This window comes from Spiroplasma litorale, assembly GCF_001267155.1.
Classification (GTDB): Bacteria; Bacillota_I; Bacilli_A; order Mycoplasmatales; family Mycoplasmataceae; genus Spiroplasma_A; species Spiroplasma_A litorale.
Genome location: NZ_CP012357.1, coordinates 402,940 through 426,751 on the forward strand (window position 1 = coordinate 402,940; position 23,812 = coordinate 426,751).

Genomic DNA, 23,812 nt, shown 5'->3' on the forward strand with positions numbered 1-23,812 from the left:
TTAAAATTGACATTAAAAAGATACTTTCTCCATACGAATTTCGTATGGAGTTTTTTTATGTTTTAATGAAGGTCTAACATAATTATAAAACTCTATATAGTCCGAGATAATTTTATAAATATTTGAATGATGTAGTTCTTTTACTTTATATGTATATATACATTCATTTTTAAAAGTTCCAAAAAAAGACTCACAAGCACCATTATCTGGTGAATTTCCTCTTCGTGACATAGAAATATTTATATTATTAGTTTTACATAATCTTTCTCAAGTTTCATTTGTATATGGTGATCCTTGATCTGAGTGGATTATCTTTGGTGCACCTCTTTTTTTAATGGCGCTTATTAAATTTGTATGACATAATTTATTATTAGGACTAACCGATAACTTTCAATCAATAATTTCTGAATTAAACAAATCCTTTATAACAGATAGATATACGTTTCCATTAATAGTTTTTATATAAGTTACATCTGTTACTCATTTTTCATTTATATTTTTAGATTTAAAGTTTCTATTTAGTAGATTTTCAAATCTTAATGGACCTGATTTATCATAGTTTGGAACTTTCTTTTTCTTTGCTGCTTTTAAACTCATTATTTTCATATATCTATAAACAACTCAAGGGTTTAATCTTTCTTTAAAGTATTTGTTTAAAAATAAAGTTATCATATTATAACAATATCTTTTTTTAAACAAGTAAAAAAGGCATCTTATCTTAATTGCTAAAATTCTATTATAATTTTTATACTTTGGTTTTCCGTTTTTAAGTCATTTTAAATATCCATACCTTGAAACTTTTAAATATAAACAAGATAATTTCAAAGAAAACATTCTTTTAACATTAAAAATGGCGAAGTACTTTTCCTTAGTTGTCTTCGCCAAATGCTTTTTTAAAGCTCTTTCCAGTTTCAAAGCCTCTCTTAATTCTTCAATGCTCATATCATCAGGTTCTTTAAAAATTCAATCATGAGATTTAAATTTTTTGATATTTCCTTTTGCTTGTGTTCCGCTACCTCATTCAAGAGCGCTTTCACCTTTAACTTTCACCTCTGATTTTCATCTTTTAATTGTGCTAGTACTAATATCAAACTTTAATGCCGCATTTAAAATACCAATTTTTTTTGATTCATTAATTATATAAAGTTTTTCGTTTTTTGTTCATTGTTTTGCCATATAAAAAGAACACCTTTCAATAAAATTTTAACAATAAAAGTACTTTTTTACTGTCAATTTTATTTTAGATGTTCATTTGATTATTTTTTTATATATTTAACTATTAAATAATATTGGGTTGCTTTATTTTACATAGCTCTAAAATTAATATAAAATAATAAAATAAGATTTAATCTTAATTAAAGCTTTTAAATTTAAATTGCTTATGTTTATTATTTGAATTATATTTTATATTTATTTTTTGTTTATTAGAGAATATATACTTTAATCATTTGAAAGGTTGTGATTGCTATTACTTCATTAGATTATGAATTTGATTATGTTGAGTGTAGAGATGTCAATATTTTAATTTCTGAAATGCGTAAATACATTAAAAATAAAAAGGCAATTGACGAAGTTAAAAGAGCATATTTTTATGCTGAAGAAAAACATAAAGAACAAAAAAGAAAAAATGGAGATCCATTTATTATCCATCCACTTTCATCTGCATATTATCTTGCACAATGACGTATGGGACCAAAAACAATAATTGCTGGTTTATTACATGATGTTATTGAAGATACACCAGTTACATTCTCTGAAATTGAGGAAATGTGGGGTACTGAAGTTGCTGATATTGTTGAAGCGGTAACAAAAGTTAGCTATTTTACAAAAGAAAATAGAGAGCAAATGAAGGCCAATTACTTGAGAAAATTATTTCTTTCTATGATCAGAGACATAAGAGTTATAATTGTCAAAATTGCTGATAGAATGCATAACTTGTTAACTCTTAAATATATGAGTCCTGAACGTCAAAAAGTTATTGCAAAAGAAACTCTTGAAATTTACTCTACTATTGCACATAGAATTGGTATGAAATCAGCCAAAAATATTTTGGAGGACTATTCTTTTCATTATTTAAATCCAGCAGAATATGAAAAAATAAAAAACTTACTAGAAGAAGACATTGAATCAAGAAAACAAATCATTGCAGATATGATAAGTGACATATATAAAAAATTTAAACTTTATAATTTACCAAACGATACTGTAGTTTTTGGTCGTTCTAAAACAATTTATTCAATATATAGAAAAATGAATCAATTTGGTAAAGCTTTTTCAGATATAAATGATATTTTAGCTATTAGAATAATAACACCAAAAATTGATGATTGTTATAAAATATTGGGTTGAATTCATGGTATGTATACTCCTTTATCAGGTCGTTTTAAGGACTATATTGCAACTCCGAAAAATAATTTATATCAATCATTGCACACAACTCTTGCTAATAAAGATGGAATCATTTTTGAAGTACAAATACGTACAATTGAAATGGATGACATCGCTGAACATGGTGCTGCCGCTCACTGAAAATATAAAGAGGGCGAAAGAAACGTAAGTATAGAAGAAAAACAAAAAGAAATTGACCAAAAAGTTGATATGTTTACAAGACTGATGAACTTAGAAAAACTTGCATATGAAAATTTAGAAATAGAATACAATGATGATCATAATTTTGATTTTGAATCAGAACTTGAAGAAACATTTAAAAGTGATTATCTAGCTCCTTTAATATATATTCTTACCCCTGATGGTACTGTTGTTACAATGCCTTTTGGTTCAACAGTTCTAGATTTTGCGTATAAAATTCATACTGAAATCGGAAACACAACTGTTGGTGGAAAAATTAATGGTGTTTTTTCACCATATAATACAATTTTAAATTCCGGAGAAATGGTAGAAATCCAAACCTCAAAAGAAGTTAAACCACAAGAAAAATGACTTAGATTTGTAAGAACTGCAGCAGCTAAAAAAGCAATTGAATCATATCTTGCAGAACAAAGAGTAAAAGATGAGAAAAAAGAAAAAATAACTAATAAAAAATTAATTCTTAAAACAAAAAGAGAAATTGATAAATATATTATTGATAACCAATTAAAATGAAAAGTTTGTTCTCATGAAGAAATTCTAAAAAAGCTAGAAGAATTAGATTTTAAAAATATTGATGAATTTTTATTAAATGTTGGAAAAGGTCATTATTCAATTGATGAAGCTGTAAAATATGTCTTTGTATCAAAAGAAGAAATAAAAGACATTGAGGTTATAAATGATATAAAAACAAGAAAATTCAAATCTTCAAAAGCCCGTAATGACCTAATAATAAATGGAATTGAACAAGTTGAATGTACATTGAGTAGTTGTTGTTATCCAATACCATATGAAAAAGTTGTTAGTTTTATTACTAAATCAAAAGGAATACAAGTTCATAGAGCTAGTTGTATAAATATAAAAAACACTAAGTCAACAAAAAACCTTTTAACAACATCATGAAATAAAGAAGTGTCAGATGAGCATAAATATAATACAAAATTAAGAATTGAAACTTATGATAGACCTGCTTTGTTTTTAGATATTATTACATTAATTTCAAATAGAAGATCAGGAATACAAGAAGTAAGATTAATTGTAAACAATGATACATACACTGTAAATATCGGTTTGACAATTCTAATTTCAGATTTGGATGAATTAAATACAATTTTAACAAATTTGACTGAAATTCCAGGAGTGATCAGTGTAAAAAGACTAACAAATGAAAAAGATGATCTTAAAAGAATATAACTAAATTATATTTTTTTTATTTTATACAAATTGTTATATAATAATTTAAATATATTAAAATTAGTGTTAAACAATATATGTTTAAACACTTAATTATGTACTAGTAAAGTGTCTTTAATTAAGGTATAATATACATATAAATTTTTGAGGTGAATTTTTTTGGAAAATGTTGTTGAATTTAGAAATTACGTGAAAAAGTTTAAGAGTACTAAAATTGGACCAATTAATTTTGAAATTAAAAAAGGAACAACCACTGCAATATTAGGGGCAAGTGGAAGTGGAAAATCAGTTGTTATTAAAACAATAATTGGTGCGATTTCTAATTTTGATGGTGATGTATTTGTATCTGGTTTTTCAAAGAAAAAAAGAAAAGCTCATTTAGCAAATAAAGAAATTAGTTTTTACACTCAAATGGATTTTTCGTTATATGAAATGAACGTTGTAACATATTTAAAAAATATGTGCATTGTTTTAGGAATTGATAAAAAATCAATTAATCAAAAAGTTGATTACTGGTTAGATTTTTTTGATTTAAAAAAAGATGCTCATAAAAAAATAAAAAACTTTTCATGAGGTATGCAAAATAGATTAAGTTTAATTTTATCTCTTATAAAAGATACAGAAATTATTATTCTTGATGAACCAGGAGCAAATTTAGACTCTTCATGAAGAAATAAAATGAGAAATTTATTAATAGATTATAAAAATAGAAACAGGACTGTTATTATTACTTCTCATAATATTGATGAAATAAATGATTTAATTGATTTTTATGTTGTTTTAGAAAAAGGTAAACTTGTATTTAAGGGAACAAAGCTTGATTTAAATATGTATGCCAAATATAAAATGTATTTTTATGAGAGATTTGACTATGAGTCATTCCAAAAATTTTTAAGTGGTAAAAATATAAAGGCATTTAAATATGATGAATTAGAAAACTCAATTGTTTTTGCAACTAATTCAACAAAAGAAATAAATTGAATTTTCTTATATTTAATAAAGGAAACAACTCCAATATTAAATCTAATAAAATTACCTGTAAATATGGATTCTATTTATAAAGCTCTTGAAGATAACAATGAATACAAGAAAGAAATAGAAGACTTAGCAACAGCTCCGGTTGATAAAAAAAGCAAAAAGCTTGCCTTAAAACTTGAGAAGAAGGCGCAAAAAGAACAAAAGTTACTTGAAGCAAAAGAGAAAGCTGAAAATTTAAAAGAAATAAAAGTTGAAATTAAACCTGAAAATATAGAAAAAGAAACCAAAAAAATCGTAGAACCTGAAAAACCAATCGATGAAAAAAAAGTTGAAACTAAGTTAGAAAGTTCTGAAAATGATCCAAAAAAAATAATAGAATCTGAAAAACCAACTGAAGATAGCAAACCTATTTCAGAAGAAAAAGAATCAGAAAAATCTATTTAAAATTATTATAAGCAATAGTCAAAGTCTTTTATTTATAAATTATTAATGTAACAAATTTTACAATATGATAATTATTTTTTAGTATACTTATTTCTATAATTGTAAAATTTAGCTAAAGTTAGGGATGAAAATTATGTATTATGTTATGTGAGTTAGAGATAATATTTTTTATATTTTAGATAAAAATAGATATTTTTGTGGAATGTTCGATAATTTCCAAAAAGCTTTGTCTGTTTGTCAACAAATGAATAACTATGTTTTATCTGGTGGACCTACAGTTACACCATATCAAATACCTTTTAATAGTTATCCTATTTATCCACCAGTTCCACTAGTTCCTACAAACAATTATGTTGGTTATAATTATTACTCTGATTTTAATTTACCTCAATTTAATCCAAAGGCTTATGAAGAACAAAATTTTAATAACATTAATCAAATTAATAACCAAAATAACATTAATGATGAATATTTAAGAAAAGCAAGAGCCTACGATCAATTAATAAATAATCAAGCAAATAATTCATCTACAAAAACTGAAAATCTAGATAATAAAGATTTAAACCTTAAAACAGAGGATAAATCTTCAGTTAAAGATTCAATTAAAGAAAAAAATGAATCAAAAGATAATAAAAATGAAATTATCAGTACTAAATCCAAAAATGAAGAATTAATTAATTATGATAATTCAATGGAAGAATGAAACATTGATTCTAAAAAAGTTAATAGTTTTATTGAAAAATTTGCAAAAAAATAATAGAACCCAATGATTTGTTAACTGAAAGTTTATGTGTTTTTATTTATTAAAATTAAAAAAAGTCAAAATAATTTTGACTTTTTTTAGTTAATATATATAATTTGGGTTATAAGTTGTATGTTTAAGAATAAAAAGATATTTAGTTTTTCAATCTCTAGTTTTTTAGTGTACAAATTGTAAACGATTATAATGGTGACTAGATTTTGTATCCTAATATATGGTATAATACTTATTAGTAGGAGGATTTCTTATGAAAAAAGAAATGATCTATTTACCAGTTCAAGAATTCATTCAAGCAAATCTTGATTTTAATATTGCATCAAACCGTAAGGAATCAGAATGGGATTTTAACTTTACAAGATGAAAAACAATTATTTTTTCAAGTCAAAAACTTAAGTTCATTCTTAAATACACTCAATCTGTGTTCCAATGACTAAGTAAAGTTGTAAACGTACAAAATTTTAATATTTCAATTGATACAACTACAGTTGATAGATTTAATTTATCTATTTATGAATTTGATAGACATGTATTCAATTGTTCTTTATTTACTAATTTTTATTTAATAGAAGAAAATGATTGAGCAACAAAAGTATTTGAAATGCACTTTTCAAAATATGATCTAGCAAATGGAGAATTAAATTTAAAAGATCTTACTAGCTTTTGAAAAGGGGAAGAAGGATTTGAAAAATTTGTAAATATATTATATGCAATTCTTAAAGAACCCTATAAATATGAAAAAATATCTCCAATTCAATGACAAATTGATTTTAAAGATAAAAAAGTATCATCATCACAAATTAGAATGCAATTAGCTTCTTTGGTTCAAACAGGTAAAAGACCGCAAGACCCTTATCTAACAATTGAGCAAGCAGAGCAAATTGAAAATGGTGCTAACCCTTATGCTATCGCTACAAAATTAAAAGAAGAAACAGAAAAAAAAGAAATTATTAACCCAATATGAGATGAAGCAATAGAACAAGAAAAAAGGTATAAAGATTTAGATTTTGCAATGAGAAAATCTAGAGGTATAGAAATTAAACCAAAAAAAAGAAGAAGACGTTAAATAAACCTATGGTTTATTTTTTTTAAATCAAAAAAAACCAAAAAAAACTAAAAAATGTTATATTTTGGTTTATTTAGGTGTATTATTTAATTGAGGTGAGTAAAAGATGTTTAAAGAAAAAAGGCTCGAGTTAATAATAAATTATGTTAATAAACATGGTTATGCAACAAATGAATCAATTTCTAATGAACTTAAAATACCTTTTACCACTTTGAGACGTGATTTAAATGAGTTACATAAAGAGAACTATTTAGTTAAAGTTCACGGAGGAGCAAAAGTTGTTAAGGAAAAATCAATATTAGAAGAAAATTTGACTGAAAAAATGTCTTCTAATATTGAAGCTAAAAAAAATATTGCAGAAAAAGCTTTGCATTGCATAAAGCAAAATGAATCTGTGTTTTTAGATGCTGGTTCAACAACATATTTTTTAGCAAAAATAATCAAGAAAGAATTAAACAATAAAATTTACACAAACTCCATTTTAAATGCACAAATTTTAGCAAATAATGGAGTTGAAGATATTAATTTATTACCAGGTAAACTAAAATTAAAAACAAATGCTATTGTTGGTGTGGAAACTATAAATTCATTAAAAAAATATTATTTTGATGTTGCATTCATTGGTACAAATGCAATTGACTCAGAATATAATTTTTATACAACTGATGAAGATGAAGCTGAGGTAAAAAGAATTGTCATAAAAAACTCAAATCTAGCATTTGCTTTAGCTGACAAAAGTAAACTAAAATCTAAATCTTTTGTAAAATATGGTGATAAAACACAACTTGCATTAATTAATGAAGAGGAGTAACAATGATATACACTATAACATTGAACCCTGCCATTGATCATATTATTCTAGTTGATAAAAATATTAATTTAGGAATGACTAATTATTATTCGAATGATTATGATGTTATTGGTGGTAAAGGTATAAATGCTGCAATTGTACTAAATAATCTTGAGGATAATGTTGAGGCAATTGGAATATTGGGAAAAGATAATAAAGACATTTTTATAAAAAAATTTAATGAAATAGGTTTGAAAAATAATTTTTTTATAAATGAAGGTAGTACAAGAGTTAACTATAAAATTAAAAATTTATCTATTAACCAAGAAACTGAATTAAATGGAATGGGATTTAAAACGCAAGAAAGTAATCTATTAAATATTAAAGACTACATTAAAAAAAATGTTAGTGAAAAAGATATTGTAATAGTTACTGGAAGTATTGCGATGGGGATTAATGACAATATTTATAAAGAAATTGGTGAAATTGTAGTAAATAAAAAAGCATTATTAGTATGTGATTGTAAAAACGAATTATTAAAAAATGTTTTAGAAGTAAAACCCTACATAATTAAACCTAATCTGGAAGAAATATGTTCAACATTTAACATTGAATATAAGGATAATTTCTCATTTGATGAAATTGAGAATCTTATAAATAAATTGAAAATTTTAGGAGCAAGAAACATTTTATTAAGTATGGGATCAGATGGAAGTATGTATTTTTCAGAAGATAATAGTGTTTATAAAGTTGGGGTTGCAAAAGGTAAATTAGTAAACTCAGTTGGTGCTGGAGATAGTATGCTTGCAGGTTTTGTTTATGGAATAAATAATAATTTAGATATAGAAAATACATTAAAATATGCAGCATCATGTGGAGGAGCAACTGCTTTTACAGAATGATTAGCTAATAAAAAAGAAATAATTGATTTATTAGAACAAATTAGTGTTACTAAAATTAAATAAGAAAGGAGGAATTTAATATGGAATTAAAAGACTTATTTAAAAAAGAAATATCATTTTTTGAAAAAGATTTAAAAACAAAAGAAGAAGTTATAACATTTTTATCTAATGAACTTTTAAAAAATAAATTTATAAACTCAAAAGAAGAATTTGGAAAAGCAGTTTATAGAAGAGAATCAGAAGGTTCAACTGGTGTTGGAGATGGTATTGCTATACCGCACGTATTAAATTCTACTGTTAAAGAATCTGCAATTGCATTTGTTAAATTAAAAAATAAAATTGATTGACAATCATTGGATGATCAACCAATTGATTTAGTTTTTATGATTATGACAAATGGAAAAGATGGAAATGAACATCTAAGTGCGTTAGCTGATTTATCAGGATATTTAATGAAATCAAATGTTCAAAAAACTTTAAGAAATGCTAGCAAAATTGATGATGTTAAAAAAGCATTATCAAAAAATGAAACTAAAGAGGATAAAAAAACAAATAATGATGGAGGATATGATTTAATTGGTATAACAGCTTGTCCAACAGGTATTGCTCATACTTATATGGCTGCTGAAAAACTTGAAGAATATGCAAAATCAAAAGGTTTAACAGTTAAAATTGAAACTCAAGGTAGAAGAGGTACTGAAAATAAACTTACTAAAAGTGATATTGAAAATGCAAAAATTATTATTTTTGGTCATGATAAAGCTCTTGAAGGACTTTCAAGATTTAATGGAAAAAAAGTATTGGACACTTCTACAAAAGAAGTAATATTTAAAGGTGATAAACTAATAGAAAAGTTTCAATTAGGAGAAGGATTAAAAACTATTAAAGCAGCAGCAGATACTGATGAAGGTTCAGGAGAATTAACACTTAAAAAATTCCTTGATGTAAAAGGTAATTTACTTGGAGGTTTATCAAGAATGTTACCATTTGTAGTTGCTGGTGGTATTGTATTAGGTATCGGATTTTTAATTGATTTTGCAGCAGGTAATGGTGATGCAAAAGGGTTATTTGGTGTTACAAATCCAGCTGCTGGTTGATTTTCAGCAATAGGTAAGACAGCGATGACTATGATGGTGCCAATTTTAGGGGCTTACATTGCATATTCAATAGTAGGTTCGCAAGGTTTGATGCCTGGAATGATTGCAGGTTTATTGTCAACAAATGTAATGAAATTTGCGTATGTAGGAAAGTTTAGTGATGTAAAAGAATGAGATGGATTATTTACAAAATTATTACCATCGAATATTGCAGGGAATGAATCTGGATTTATAGGAGCTTTATTCGGAGGGTACATAGCTGCATTGCTAGTATTCGGATGAAGTAAAGCGATGAGAAAATTTCCAAAATCATTAACTGGAGTTAGAGACATTGTGTTTATACCAGTTATATCATTACTATCTATAAGTCTTGTTATGTTTGCAATTAATATACCACTAGGTTATTTGATGAGTTCTATTCAGTCAGGTATACAATGGTTAGCCGTTAACAATCTACTAGTAGTAGTATCAGTTTTAATTGGATTTATGATGTGTGTAGATATGGGTGGACCCATTAATAAAATAGCCTATGCAATAGGTAATCTTGCAGTAAGTAGTGAACTTATAAAAGATAGTACTTTAGTTGGTTATGATCAACAAACTATAGTAATGGCATCTGCAATGGTTGCTGGTATGGTGCCTCCAATTATGATTGCTGCTTCAACAATTATGTTTCCAAAAGTTTGAACATTAAAAGATAAAGATGCAGCTAAAGCCAATTGATTAATGGGAGCATGTTTTGTGTCAGAGGGAGCAATACCATTTATGGTTAAAGACCCTAAAAGAGTTGCAGTAAGCGCAATGTTAGGTGGAGCAATTGTAGGACTAGTTATTGGTTTGGGAAAAGTTACACTTTCTGCTAGTCATGGTGGTATATTTGTGTTTGCGTTATTATCATCAAAAGTAGCTGACTCTTCTGGTACTTTATCAGGGTTGTCAATAGGTGCAGGAATTGGATTTACATTATTAGGTTTATCAATTGCTGTAGTTGTTAGTGCACTAACTTTAAGTTTTTGAAGATTAATTGACATTAAAAGAGGGGTATTAATACTAGATTCTACTAATGGTGTTAAAGAATCATTAAATAATAAATTAAATAGATTTAAAAATTTATTAGAGAAAAATAATAAATATGAAAAAAAAGTTTTAGATCTAAAAAATAAAATATCTAACTATGAAACTTATGAAAATAAATTAAAAGAAAAACAAAATATTTATTTAGAAAAATCAGAAAAAGCAAAACAAGAAAAACTATTAAAAATAGAAAAAAATAAAGAGTTAAAACAACAAAAAAAAGAACACAGAAGAAATTAGAATATACAACCCTAAAGAGACCAGAAATATTTTATAATATTTGGTTTCTTTTTTTATTATATAAGTAATTTTGCAAGTTATTTCTTTTAATTATAAATTGATCGAATAATAATTTGAATTCTTGAAAATTTTTAAATTCATTACCGTATTGTGCAAAAAAACATTCTTTATATCAACCATTCAAAGATTCTGTTGGTGCATTATGTTTAAACCCTGACTCAGACATTGATAAAACAACATTCGGATATAAATCAATAACATTTTTAACAGCATAAGATGTATTTGCGGTTCCTCTATCAGTTTGAATTATTGAATGGCTAACCTTATGTTTATTAATAACTTCTATTACTTCACAAATAGTTTTTTTAACAATTTCTGAATTTTCAGTTAAATCAAAATTATAAGCAATCATTTCCCTGTTATATCAATTGTAGGCAAACTCTCCTAATATTTTAACTTTTTTTCCTTTAATTATAAGGTCTAAGTAAGAACCATACATTCCAATTTTTTGAAAGTTATATTGTGTGCTAAAATCTTTTTTAATTAAGTCTGGTACAACGTTTCCTCTTTGGTGAGTGGTTCTTTTAGAATCTCTTTTAATTTTAACTAGATCAACTAACTTATTTTTTCTTAATTCATTTATTATTTTGTAACTAACATTAATATTAAAAACATCTCTAATTCAAGAACTTACATTTCTTGAACCAGAAGATCCATTCTTTTTTGAAAACTTGTTTATTAAGTCTATCGCTTTATCATTATATTTTCTTTTTAATTCTACTTTTTTATTTTCAGATAGTTCTTTTTGATTTTTATTTTTTCATTTTGCATAGTTAGCAAAATTAACAAATAAAGCTTTGCATTTATCTTTTATGCTTAATTCAGTAGAATTATCAAAATAAATTATGTTATAGGTGTTATTTTTTCAAACCTTCTTACTTGTTTCTATCTTCATTTGAGTCTTCGATAAATTCATGCAAGAAGGCATGCGCTTTTCCAAAAAATTTATTTTAGCCTTATCTTTTAGTTTTTCTTTTTTAAGTTTACTTAATTCTTTTTCAAACTTTTTATTTTCTTCTTTAAGAATCTTGTTTTCAATGTCTTTTTTCATATAAATATTAACCTCACAAGGCGAATAATCTAATTCGCTTTCTAGTTCATTAATATTATATCTTTTTACTCATTGTTTTATTTGTGGTTGTCCACTTTTTAAATTTAATTCTTCGGCAATTTTAGAAGCTTTTTCACCAGCAAGAAATTTCTTAATTGCTAATAATTTTATCTTTTTGTCTATTATTTTCGGCATAAAAAAACACCCTTTCTGTAGAAACAATTATTTAAAAAAATTTTAAATAATTTGGTCTCTTTAGGGTTGTCTATTTTATTAATATAAAAAATATTATAAAAATAATACAATTTATAGATTTAAATTTATAAATTGTATTATTTTTTATATTATTTTATAAAATTTTTAGAGTAAATTTTCCAAATTTTTTTTGTTTTATTACTTTTTAAATTGATATAATCATAAATATAAAATATTATTTATTTTATATTTATGCAAGTTTATTTTTTTTATTTTTATTGTCGAAATAAGAACAGGAAGTTATAAAATAATGAATAAACAAAAACCTTTTTTTAAAAATTCATTTAAAAACTTAATAAAAAATAAAATACAACTTGTTGCGATATTAGTTTTGGTTTTACTATCGTCTTTTATATTTACAGCAAGTTTTTCATCAACTAGTAGGATTAAAAAATCATTTGATAATTTTATTTCAGAAAAAAATAGTAATTTACATGATTTTGTAATTGACTTAGAAAATACTACTTATGAAAATGATTATTTAAAAGATAATTTTAAATCTATATCTGATGAAAATCAAAAAAACAATATGCTTATATCTTATGTGCAAGATAAACTTTTGAATTCACAAAATGAATTTTTATTTGATCGTGTTGAAACAAGAAATTTTAGCTTATCATCAAATAAAAGTATAAAAGCAATTACATTAAATCCATACCAAAATATTGACAAATTTGTAGTTTCAAAAGGTATGTCGTTAGAATTGTATAAAAACTATACAAGAGCAACAAACGACTACACCAAATCTTGAGTATATATTAATGAAAATTTTGCTAATCAAAATGATATAAAAATAAATGACATTGTTAGATTACAAGATGATGAATATGGTGATAGTGTTCTTGTAAAAAATAGTCAAAAACTAAAAGTTGATTTATCTCAGTATGAAAAAAAAGATATTAATCTTTGAAAACCTGAAAGTAAATACGCTCAACAAAATTGATTCCAAGTAGTTGGATTTGGATCATCAGCAGACTTTTCAACACCTGTAATTAGTTCTGAAAAACCTTTGCCCGATACAAAAAATGAGGCTCTTTTTTATTTAAATCCAGAAAATTTTGGGTATAAGTATTTTTATTATGATGCAATATATCCTAATAATGAATTTAATTTAACAGAACATGAAAATAGACGTATTTGAATAACAAACGCAGAGTTAAAAGCAAATGAAAAGTTAAAAGCAAACTCAAATAGTGATATTGAAGTTTATTTTGTTGGTAAATTTAAAAATGATGGAGATATTAATTACTTAAATGAGGTACTTACAAGTCAAACAAAAGCCGAATCAATTAAACTATATTCATGATTTAGCAATAAATTAATGAGTAGTACTAAAATTGTATATTCAAAAAATGATGCTAACTATAAGTTTAGTTCAAGAGTTAATTTTATAAACCAAGCGATTAAAATGTTTGAAATAATAGGGTATATAGTTACTGGTATAACATTATTAATTGCAATTGTTATGCTTATATTAATGATAAAAAATGACTTAAAAAAATCTTTTCCACAATTAGGAGTTTTGATTTCATTAGGTTATAAAAAATCTTCATTATTACTTTCAACAAGTTTGTATCCATTTTTTGTTTCGATAATAGGAGGACTGGCAGGTTATTTCATAGGTTCTAGTATACAAGAGGTTGTTGTTGGAATTTTTGATAAGTTTTTTCAAATTAATATTTTAAGCTTTGATTTTTCATGGGAATCTATTTTAGTAAATATATTTGGTATTTTTATATTATTAGAATTAATAACTTTAGTGACTTATTTTTATGTATTGAATTCATATAAACCACTAGAAATGATTCATTATGAAAATAGAAAAATTACTAGTAAATTTAATTTATTACTTAAAAAAATATTTACAAAAAGAAAAAAATTTGACTCAAGATTTAAAGGAGCAATTTTATCAAGTTCAATAACTAAATTAGCATCTGTCTTTGGAGTTATAGGTACTTCTTCATTTTTAATTACTTTAGGAACCATAACACCTGGTGTATTAAAAACAAATGTTGATAAAACTTATAACAATACAAAATATGATAATATCACTGAATATGAATCACCAATTTATAATAGTCCTAAAAGTTTTTTAAAAACTTATAATCCATATTCAGATGTTAAAGATCCTAAAAAACTTAGCTCAGGCGAATTGGCGAATATGATAATTGAAAATAATACATCTAATAAAATTTATTCTCCATCAGAAGATTTATCAACACTTAATGATTTGTCATATAAAAATATAGATATAAGTTATTTGCAAAATTTTGATTTAAAAATTGATTTTGGAGATATTAAAGATGAAGAACAAATCAAAAATTTTAGCAAAATCACTATAATGAATTTGTGAACTGATCTTAAAAACTATAAATTTGATAAATATTGAGATAAAAATGCATTAATTAAAGTTTTAATAAGTGATAGTGAGTCACTTGAAAAAATTGAAGATTTAGAATCTATTAGATTATTTTACTTAAAATATAAAAATTCTATAGGTTTAAAAGATATATTTAAAAATGAATCTAGACAAGACTATTTTAGTGAGGGAACTAATTATGTCAAAACTGGAATAAATGATGAATTAAGACCAAATATAATAGGTGACAAGGAACTTAAAGTAGTTGGTGCAACTAACCCTTTAATTGAGTTTACAGAAGAGGGTACTATTAATAACGATGATTCTTTATCAACAAGTTTATATGATATTAAGGATTCTTTAGTTTGAAAAGATCAAAGAATTAATACTATTGTTTCGATATATAATTGATTTCAAGTGCACTTCTACAATAATTTTCAACAAGCTTTTTTACAAGGTATTTATAATAATTCACCAACAAGAGTCAAAGAATATTTATTAAAAAATTATAGTGATCCTGATGGTTATTATAATGTAGGATTTGGAACAATCCCTTACAATTATAAAAGTGATGATATTGGTATATTAATAAATTCAACTATAGATAATTTGCAAACAAAAGTATATGGTGTAGAAAAAGATAATAAAACATTAAATCTCGTAAATAGAAATGGCGAAAACTTAATTAATAGTGTTTTTGAAGATGAAAATAACATTTTAGTAAATGAATCACTTGCAAAAAGACTAAACCTAAGTGTTGGTTCTGATTTAAATGTGAATCATTTAATCAATGCACTCAACTATAAAAATCAAGAATTGAGCATAGACAGCTGAGATACTAATTCATTAGATGCTTTTGATAAAACTGGAAATACTTCACCGTGAGAATTATATAATAATTCTATCTTCTCAAAAGGAGATCAAAAGGTTTCTGACTGAAAAAATAAAACAATTAACGACGAAGGAACTCAAACTGAAGATTATGTTTATAAATCTAACATTGATTTAACTTCTGAAAATATGGTTGGACCAACATTAATGTCTGAAGCACTTTCTAATGGTTCTATTAATAAAAAAATTAATAATGTAGAAAAAAAATATAAAGTAGTGGGTATTGTTGATAAATATGGTGATAACCAAGCTTGAATAAACAATGATACAGCTAAAAAAGTTTCTGGTTTTGATAAAAGTGAAAAACTATTGTTCAATCTATTCATGAAAGAATGAGAAAACCCAAAAGATAAAGTAGGTTTAGAAAACTTAATTACTTTTATTAAGGATAATAAAACAAATGCTAATGCCTTTGAAAGTTTTAAAGAATTTATAAAAGAACCTGAAAACAATAAATTTAATAATTTATTTAAAAATGAATATCCAATTTTTAATTATAAAACTTCACTTGATGAAAGTATTACAGACATTACAAAAGGTGTTTCAACAATTCAATTGTATGGTGACTATTCAATGTTTGGATTAAATGGGGGAAGCACTAATCAAAAAACGTATAATGCTTTCTCTAAGGGATCGATAAATAACCTTTCAGCAGTTAATGAAGCAAAAAAAGTTTTAGAAAGAATTAACAACACAGTAAATTCAATAATATTTTTAGTAATTTTTGTTTGAACATTGCTTAGTGCTGTAATAATATTGTTAACAATTAATTTAGTTATAAGTGAAAATAAAAAAATAATATCATCTATGAAAGTTCTTGGTTACAAAGATTTATATATAGCAAAATTATTTATTTTCATATATGTTCCTGTTGTTATTGTAAGTGCTCTTCTTGGTTTTGCATTATGTTATCTTGCATTCTATTTTGCTCTTAAAACAATTTATTCTACAATTGTATTACCTTTAGTATTTCAATGATGGTATTTCATTCCTGGAATATTTGGTTCATGATTGTTATATGTATTTAGTGTAAATTTGAGCTGATTCTCTTTAAAAAGATTAAATATGCTTCACATTATTTTAGGGGGTTAGGTATATGAAAAAACTAAAATTAATTTTAATTTCATTATTGCCAACTTTATCTTTGTTAACCATTGGTTGTGGAACAGGCAGCTCTATAGATGACATTGAACGACCAGATCCAATAATGCCTATTAGTAAAACAGGGTTTGATAAAATTAATATAGACGATATTGAAATTGATAAATTCTTATATAATGAAGATCTGTTGAAGGTTATAAATACAAAATTAACCAATGCAGGATATGACTTAAATAAAATTGATTATAAAGTCTTTAAAAATGAAACTCAAATATCCATGAATGATGATTTATATAGAAATGGGAATTATAGATTTCTAATAACAAATAAAGATAATTCAAATGATACAATTACCGCTTACATTAAAATTATAAATTCATTGTATTTGCAAGATAATTTTAATATTACTGAAATTGGTGAAGTTTATGATCATAGACCAAATACGTTATTAAACAGTCTTTTATTTAGAAATACTTCTATGATTAAATATCTTCAAAAAATTGCAGATGAATTAACTCTTTTAGAAAACATTACTTATTATAAATCAGAAGTTGAAAATGATGTAACCCCATTTCATGCAAAAATACAAATAAATGATACTATACCAAAAGAAAAACCGAAAAACTTTTATGGAATGATTGATCTTTCTTACAACATTAAAACTTTTGATTCGTCACCCGGACAAAATAATATAAATTTTCCAGCAACATTTGAAGAAATAATTAAAGATGGTGATGATAAATTTAAAATAAAATATAGTCTTGGTAACTTACCAGATACAAGCATTTATACAGTTTTAATGTATTTAATTTCAATCAATTCTATAAACTATAATTATTGACCAATAGTTTTAAATGATTTAGACATTAAAAATATAAAACCAGAATACGATAAAGAAAAAAATCAATATAGTATAAGATTATTTTCGAAAAAATATAATGGAGATCAAAAATTACCTGAATCACCAATAGAACAAAGTGGAGAATACAATAATAGCTCTCATTATATAAACGATGAGAAAGGTATTTTATTTTACTTTACTGTAATATAATTAAAACTACATTGTTATGTGGTTTTTTAAATTTAAAAATGCTTTTTAATTATTGATTTAATCTTATATAATCATAATGTTTATTAAAAATAATAATATTTACTTATTAATTTTATTATAGAGGGGATAAAATGATCCAGAAACCAAGAGGAACTGAAGATATTATAAATTCTAAAGCAAAACAATACTTTGCGTTAGAATTTATAATAAGAAATATAGTTGATAATTTTAATTTTAATGAAATCAAAACCCCAGTTTTTGAAAGTTCAGAATTATTTAAAAATAATGTTGGGGATACAACTGACATTGTAACTAAAGAAATGTATAATTTTCTAGACAAGAAGAATAGGGAATTAACTTTAAAACCAGAGGGGACAGTCCCGACTGTTAGAGCAGTAATTGAAAATAAGTTATATACTCAAGAAAATTTACCTTTAAAGTTATTTTATTTTTCAAATATGTTTAGATATGAAAGACCCCAAAAAGGTAGAATGAGACAGTTTAGTCAATTTGGTGTTGAAGTATTCGGACCTAATTCTCCTGAACTTGATTCAGAACTTATTTCGCTTTGTTTTATGATATTAAATTCTATCGGTTTAAAAAACTATACTTTAAATATTAACTACATAGTTATTGGTGAACAAAGATTAAAATACATTAATGAACTTAAAAAATATTTAGATTCGAAAAATCTTTGTGATGATTGTAAAACAAGAATAAATACTAATCCTTTAAGAGCGCTTGACTGTAAAATCGATAGATCTCAACTTGAAGATGTAATTGATATGAAATTGTTTTTAGAAGAAAGTGACAAAGAATATTATAATAATATTAAAAAAAACATTAACAATATAGGCATAAATTTTTATGAGGATAAAAAATTAGTAAGAGGATTAGATTACTACACAGGTTTAGTTTTTGAAATTGTTGATGAAAATGGTTTAACAATAATTGGTGGTGGAAGATACAATAATTTGTTTAAAAAAATGTCAAATATTGATATTCCTGCATGTGGTTTTGGATTGGGAATGGAAAGAATAATTTTATCATTAGAAAACCAGCAAATAAAATTATTTGAAGATCAGCAACTCGATGCTTTTATAATTGGAATTTCAGAAAAGGCTAAATCATTTTCAAGTATATTATTATTTATGTTAAGAAATGAAAATTTAAAAGTAGATTTTGAATACATGGGAAAAAATTTAAAATCCGGATTTAAAAACTCTGAAAAGTATAATCCAAAAAATATAATAATTATAGGTGATAATGAAATTAAAGAAAAAGTAGTAATAATTAAAAATCAAAAATTAAAAACTGAAAGCAAAATCAGTTTTGATAAAATTGTAGAATTTTTGAAAAAGGAGTAAAAAATGAAAAGAACACATACTTGTGGTGAGTTGAATATAAGTAATTTAAATGAAAATATAATTTTACAAGGATGAGTTTCAAAAATAAGAAAAATGGGAGCAATGACTTTCATTGACTTAAGAGACTTGTGAGGCATAACTCAATTGGTGATTGAAGAAAAAGATTTAATTGATATTTCAAATATCAAACCAGAATTTGTAATTGAAATTAGTGGTGTTGTAATTGAAAGAAAATCAAAAAATTTTGATATCCCAACAGGTGAAATTGAGATAAAAGTATCTAAAATAAATATAATTAATAAATCTGACCTGCCACCATTTGAAATTAAAAATAATATTGAAGCCCAAGAAGATACAAGACTTAAATATAGATATCTTGATTTAAGAAGACCTGAAATGCAAGAAAAATTTATCATTAGACATAAAGTATATCAGGTTTTAAGAAACTTTTTTTCAGATAATAAATTTATAGAAATTGAAACACCGATTTTTGGTAAATCAACTCCTGAGGGTGCAAGAGATTTTTTAATTCCTTCAAGATTAAATAAAAACAAATTCTATGCTTTACCTCAGTCTCCACAATTATACAAACAATTATTTATGATTTCAGGTTTTGATAGATATTTCCAAATTGCAAAATGTTTTAGAGATGAAGATTTAAGAATTGATAGACAATTAGAGTTTACTCAATTAGATATGGAAATGTCATTTGCAAATCAAGAAGATGTTATAGAAATGATTGAAAACTCTATTAAAACAGTTATGAAAACAATAAAAAACTTGGATTTTAAAGATAAATTTATCAGGTTAGATTATAGCGATGCTATAGAAAAATATGGAACAGATAAACCTGATTTAAGATTTGATTTAGAAATTAAAACATTAAATGATTGCTTTAAAAATACAGACGTAAATTTATTTAAAGACTTAAAAAATAAATCAATTAGATCTATTTGCGTAAGTGGTCTTTTAAATAAGAAAGAACTTGAAAGTCTAACTGAAGTAGGTAAGCAAAACTCTGTTGAAATTTTAGGATTTGCAAAATATGATTTAAAAGAATGAACCGGATCAATAGGTTCTAAATTAAATGAATCAGAAAAAAAACAAATTATAGAAATATTTAATATAAAAAATGAATCAACGGTTCTTTTTGTGATAGAAGATTATGATGTTGCAAGTAAAGCAATGGGTGCAATAAGAAATGCATGCGCAAATTTAAAAAATTTAATTAATAGAGAAGAATATAAATTTCTTTGAGTCATTAATTTTCCGCTATTTGAGTTTTCTGAAGAAGAAAACAGATATGTTGCAGCTCATCATCCATTTACAATGCCTTCCGATGAAAGTATTGATAATTTTGATATTGACTTCAAAAATGCAAAGGCAAAAGCATATGATATTGTTCTTAATGGTTTTGAGCTTGGTGGTGGAAGTCAAAGAATTACTAATAAAGAAATTCAAGAAAGAATGTTCAAAGCAATTGGTTTTGATAATGAAAAAATCAAATCAAATTTTGGTTGATTTGTAAATGCTTATAATTATGGTGCACCATACCATTCAGGTTGTGCGATAGGGCTCGACAGGCTATGCATGCTTCTTACAAATAGCAGTTCAATAAGAGAGGTTATTGCGTTCCCAAAAAACTCATCTGGTATTGATCCAATGACAAATGCTCCAGATATTGTAGAATCATCAAGTTTGGATGAATTAAATATAAAACTAAAATAGATTAATAAAAATTTTTCATTATATTGTAAGAGAAAAATGAAAATGAGTAATTAAAATTTACAAGTTCTAAGGTTGATGATGCAATCTTTATATAAATTGCGTCATTAACCTTTTTCTTTCTAAAAAGAGTTTTTGAATACTTTAATAAATTTCCAAGAATGTCGTTTACCACAAATATATTTTTGTTTGGTATAGCTACATTATCTAATAATAATTTAATGTAATCATCATTTTCTGTTAGAGTGTACATATTTTTTTTATATATTTCAAAAAAACTAAATAATGTTTTATTAACAAGATCTAAAAAGTATTCCATTTTATTTGAAACTTCTTTATATTTCAAGTCTTCATAAAATTTGCAAACAATTTCAATAAATTTTACTCATCCTAAAATATAAGAATAATCACAAAATATTTTATATAATTTTGAATATATTTTAATATCTGATTTTATATCTTTACTTTTTTGATTTAAAAAATTATTGTAATTGCTAATTTGTTTTATAAATTCAGGATAATCACCATATTTTTCTGGAACTTCTAATTCAAAATTACTTAAATGTTTAAATTTGACTTTTCATTTTTTTAACTTATTTATGCTTTTTGATACTTCTTTAGTTCAAAAAGGTCTAACATTTTTTAAATTATTAACATCATTATCAACAATTTTAAACGTTTTAAAATATTCTATCATTTTTCTTATCTTTCTAATTGAATGTTATATATTATTAATATATATTAAAAAGGAATTATTATGTTAGGAAAATATAATTTTAATAAAGAACAATATAAAAAATTTGAAGTATTTTTTGAAGAAGTTTTAATTTCGCTAGATGAACTAATGAATTTAATTCATAAAGATTTAAAAGTTGCATCAATATATAGAAAAAGTTTTGATGATGTATTTGATATTTTAAAAAGTATGTCCTTTATTGATGATTTTAATAATTTAAAAGAAAATTTTAAAATATTTTACCAAGACATTCTAAATTCATTGATTGTTGAAAATAAAAATAGAATAGTAGATAGACATATTGTGCTAAAATTTGTTGAACAAGCAGCCGAAATTATAAGAATTTCAGATCTGATTGCAAAAATAAGTTATGAAAATATTTTGTCCCAAAAAGAAGTTTTAGAAATAGATGAGATTATATATATTATTTGAGAAGAAATTAAAAAATACATGTCAAAAATTGACTATTATAACAAAAATTATCCAAAAGTATTTAAGGAAAATTGTAAAAACAAGTTATTTCAATTAAACTCATCTAAAAATTTATATGATTGAGAAAATTACATCAATGAAATATTAGAAGATTTAGAAGAATACTCATTAACAGATAAAGATTTACACAACATATTTATTGATGGAACAAGTGAATATTGATATATTGTTGGTGTTTTAAATAAAATTCTAATTTTAGTTCTCTTAATATTAACTCTATTAAAAAAACGTAAATATATTAAAAACGCTGAAATTTAGTAAACAGGTATAAGTCCATTTTCATAAGACATTCAAAAATTAGCTAATTTTTGGTATAATTATATAAATATCTTTAAGGAGACTTTATATGCACGTAAAAAAACTAATAGTTAAAAATTTTGTGACACCAGGTGTTCAAACTTATGAATTTAACAATGAAGGTTTCTTAGTTGGTGGTGATTTCTTAAATCCATACATTTTAAGAAATATAAATGATTTGGTCAATGGTCTTTGAATTGAAAATACAATTAGTTTCGAGAAATATTACCCAAAATTTGCAAAAAAACTTAAAGATGAAGATATGGACCTTCAAATTGATGCTTTATTTGAGGTTACAAAAGAAGAGCTGCAAAATCTAAATAGAATACTTAAAACATTAGGTAATAGAGTACCTTTGTTATCAAGAGTTTATTACTATTCAATTAAATGTATATATCCTTTTATTTTTCCTATTATAACAATTGTTCCAGCAGATCACCATCACCCAACGGATGTTTCTTTTGGTATTGGATTGCATTATGAAAAATTTTTTAGACCAAATATAACTAAAAAAGAAATAATTACCAATACTGGTATTAAGGCAGTTGGTTTAATAAGAGATAAATATTTTGAATACCTTGAAAGAAAAGTGGATGATGATTATTTAATTGCATATAGGGAGTATCTAGATTTAATAAAATCTATATTTAGGTTTGATACAGAATTTATTAAAAAACTAGGTAAAATTGTTTATGAAATTAATGATGGGGATATTATTAACTTTGGAGATCAAGAAGGATTTTTCTTGACTGTACCAGAATTTAATGATTTTCTAGATTCATTTAAAATATTAAGAGAAAATGAAGAGCTTAAAGAAGACTTTTTATCACTATTATTTGATACGTATTTGGTCGATTTGCAATGAATTTATTCAGTAAAATCAGCAAACGATATTTATGAAATGAAAAGAAATGTATCCAAAAATTTTTGTGATAGATCTTATTATTCTAGAGAATTGCTTGATTTTTTCAATTTTTTCTTTGATGTAAATCAAGATTTATTCGATTTTTCAAATATTGTAGAGCTTAATGAATTAAAAGTTGACAATTCATTAATTGCAGAAGAAATAGTAAAAGATAGAAAAATAATTACTATTTTTAAAGATGAAGAAGATGTTACTATTGAAAAAACTTTAGAAAAGGACAATAGAACACTAAAGGTTAAAAAATCAATGGCCGCTAAAAAGAAAAAAGATAAGGCAGTTCAACTTAAAAAAGAAAAACAACAAAGAAATAAAAGAATTAAAGAACTTATGACTAGAATTAAAAATAACTAGTTATAAGTTTTTATTTTAATGAC

General features: G+C 24.3%; 16 protein-coding genes. 13 read left to right on the forward strand and 3 right to left on the reverse strand.

Annotated features, from left to right (window positions below; all coding sequences use genetic code 4):
• Positions 1-12 precede the first annotated feature (12 nt).
• Positions 13-1,176 (reverse strand): IS3 family transposase, encoded by a 1,164-nt coding sequence (locus tag SLITO_RS02000; protein ID WP_075058115.1) that lies wholly within the window; start codon positions 1,174-1,176, stop codon positions 13-15.
• A 282-nt stretch (positions 1,177-1,458) separates the two neighbouring features.
• On the opposite strand from SLITO_RS02000, the gene SLITO_RS02005 reads away from it, so the two are divergent.
• The 7 genes from SLITO_RS02005 to SLITO_RS02035 all read left to right on the forward strand — a co-directional run bounded on the left by SLITO_RS02005 (position 1,459) and on the right by SLITO_RS02035 (position 11,128).
• Positions 1,459-3,780: a RelA/SpoT family protein gene (locus tag SLITO_RS02005; RefSeq protein WP_200901511.1), complete on the forward strand. Its 2,322-nt coding sequence runs from the start codon at positions 1,459-1,461 to the stop codon at positions 3,778-3,780.
• A gap of 159 nt (positions 3,781-3,939) precedes the next feature.
• Positions 3,940-5,202, forward strand: a complete 1,263-nt coding sequence (locus SLITO_RS02010; RefSeq protein WP_075058116.1) for an ABC transporter ATP-binding protein — start codon at positions 3,940-3,942, stop codon at positions 5,200-5,202.
• A gap of 133 nt (positions 5,203-5,335) precedes the next feature.
• Positions 5,336-5,959 (forward strand): hypothetical protein, encoded by a 624-nt coding sequence (locus SLITO_RS02015; protein ID WP_075058117.1) that lies wholly within the window; start codon positions 5,336-5,338, stop codon positions 5,957-5,959.
• A gap of 250 nt (positions 5,960-6,209) precedes the next feature.
• Complete coding sequence (locus SLITO_RS02020) at positions 6,210-7,025, forward strand: hypothetical protein (RefSeq protein WP_075058118.1); 816 nt, start codon at positions 6,210-6,212, stop codon at positions 7,023-7,025.
• Positions 7,026-7,131: 106 nt separating this feature from the next.
• On the forward strand, positions 7,132-7,836 hold the full coding sequence (locus tag SLITO_RS02025; protein WP_075058119.1) for a DeoR/GlpR family DNA-binding transcription regulator: 705 nt from the start codon (positions 7,132-7,134) through the stop codon (positions 7,834-7,836).
• Between the two features lie 2 nt (positions 7,837-7,838).
• Positions 7,839-8,780, forward strand: coding sequence for a 1-phosphofructokinase (locus SLITO_RS02030; RefSeq protein ID WP_075058120.1), 942 nt, complete (start codon positions 7,839-7,841; stop codon positions 8,778-8,780).
• Positions 8,781-8,797: 17 nt separating this feature from the next.
• Entirely contained in the window at positions 8,798-11,128 is a 2,331-nt protein-coding gene (locus tag SLITO_RS02035) for a PTS fructose transporter subunit IIABC (RefSeq protein ID WP_075058121.1), read from the forward strand.
• 31 nt (positions 11,129-11,159) lie between these two features.
• On the opposite strand, the gene SLITO_RS02040 is transcribed toward SLITO_RS02035, so the two are convergent.
• A complete protein-coding gene (locus tag SLITO_RS02040) occupies positions 11,160-12,434 on the reverse strand; it encodes a hypothetical protein (protein WP_075058122.1) in 1,275 nt (424 codons plus the stop codon).
• Positions 12,435-12,744: 310 nt separating this feature from the next.
• Here SLITO_RS02040 and SLITO_RS02045 point away from each other — a divergent pair, with 310 nt between their 5' ends.
• The 4 genes from SLITO_RS02045 (at position 12,745) to aspS (ending at position 20,991) form a co-directional block, all read left to right on the forward strand.
• Positions 12,745-16,836 (forward strand): ABC transporter permease, encoded by a 4,092-nt coding sequence (locus tag SLITO_RS02045; RefSeq protein ID WP_075058123.1) that lies wholly within the window; start codon positions 12,745-12,747, stop codon positions 16,834-16,836.
• A gap of 4 nt (positions 16,837-16,840) precedes the next feature.
• On the forward strand, positions 16,841-17,896 hold the full coding sequence (locus tag SLITO_RS02050) for a hypothetical protein (RefSeq protein WP_075058124.1): 1,056 nt from the start codon (positions 16,841-16,843) through the stop codon (positions 17,894-17,896).
• 131 nt (positions 17,897-18,027) lie between these two features.
• The gene (gene hisS / locus SLITO_RS02055) at positions 18,028-19,263 is read left to right on the forward strand and encodes a histidine--tRNA ligase (protein WP_075058125.1); all 1,236 of its coding nucleotides are present in this window, start codon (positions 18,028-18,030) and stop codon (positions 19,261-19,263) included.
• A 3-nt stretch (positions 19,264-19,266) separates the two neighbouring features.
• Positions 19,267-20,991, forward strand: coding sequence for an aspartate--tRNA ligase (gene aspS, locus SLITO_RS02060; protein ID WP_075058126.1), 1,725 nt, complete (start codon positions 19,267-19,269; stop codon positions 20,989-20,991).
• 1 nt (position 20,992) lies between these two features.
• Here aspS and SLITO_RS02065 read toward each other — a convergent pair whose 3' ends face one another.
• A complete protein-coding gene (locus SLITO_RS02065) occupies positions 20,993-21,685 on the reverse strand; it encodes a hypothetical protein (protein ID WP_075058127.1) in 693 nt (230 codons plus the stop codon).
• A gap of 60 nt (positions 21,686-21,745) precedes the next feature.
• On the opposite strand from SLITO_RS02065, the gene SLITO_RS02070 reads away from it, so the two are divergent.
• Positions 21,746-22,474, forward strand: a complete 729-nt coding sequence (locus SLITO_RS02070) for a hypothetical protein (RefSeq protein WP_075058128.1) — start codon at positions 21,746-21,748, stop codon at positions 22,472-22,474.
• 88 nt (positions 22,475-22,562) lie between these two features.
• Positions 22,563-23,789, forward strand: a complete 1,227-nt coding sequence (locus SLITO_RS02075) for a hypothetical protein (protein ID WP_075058129.1) — start codon at positions 22,563-22,565, stop codon at positions 23,787-23,789.
• Positions 23,790-23,812: the final 23 nt, after the last annotated feature.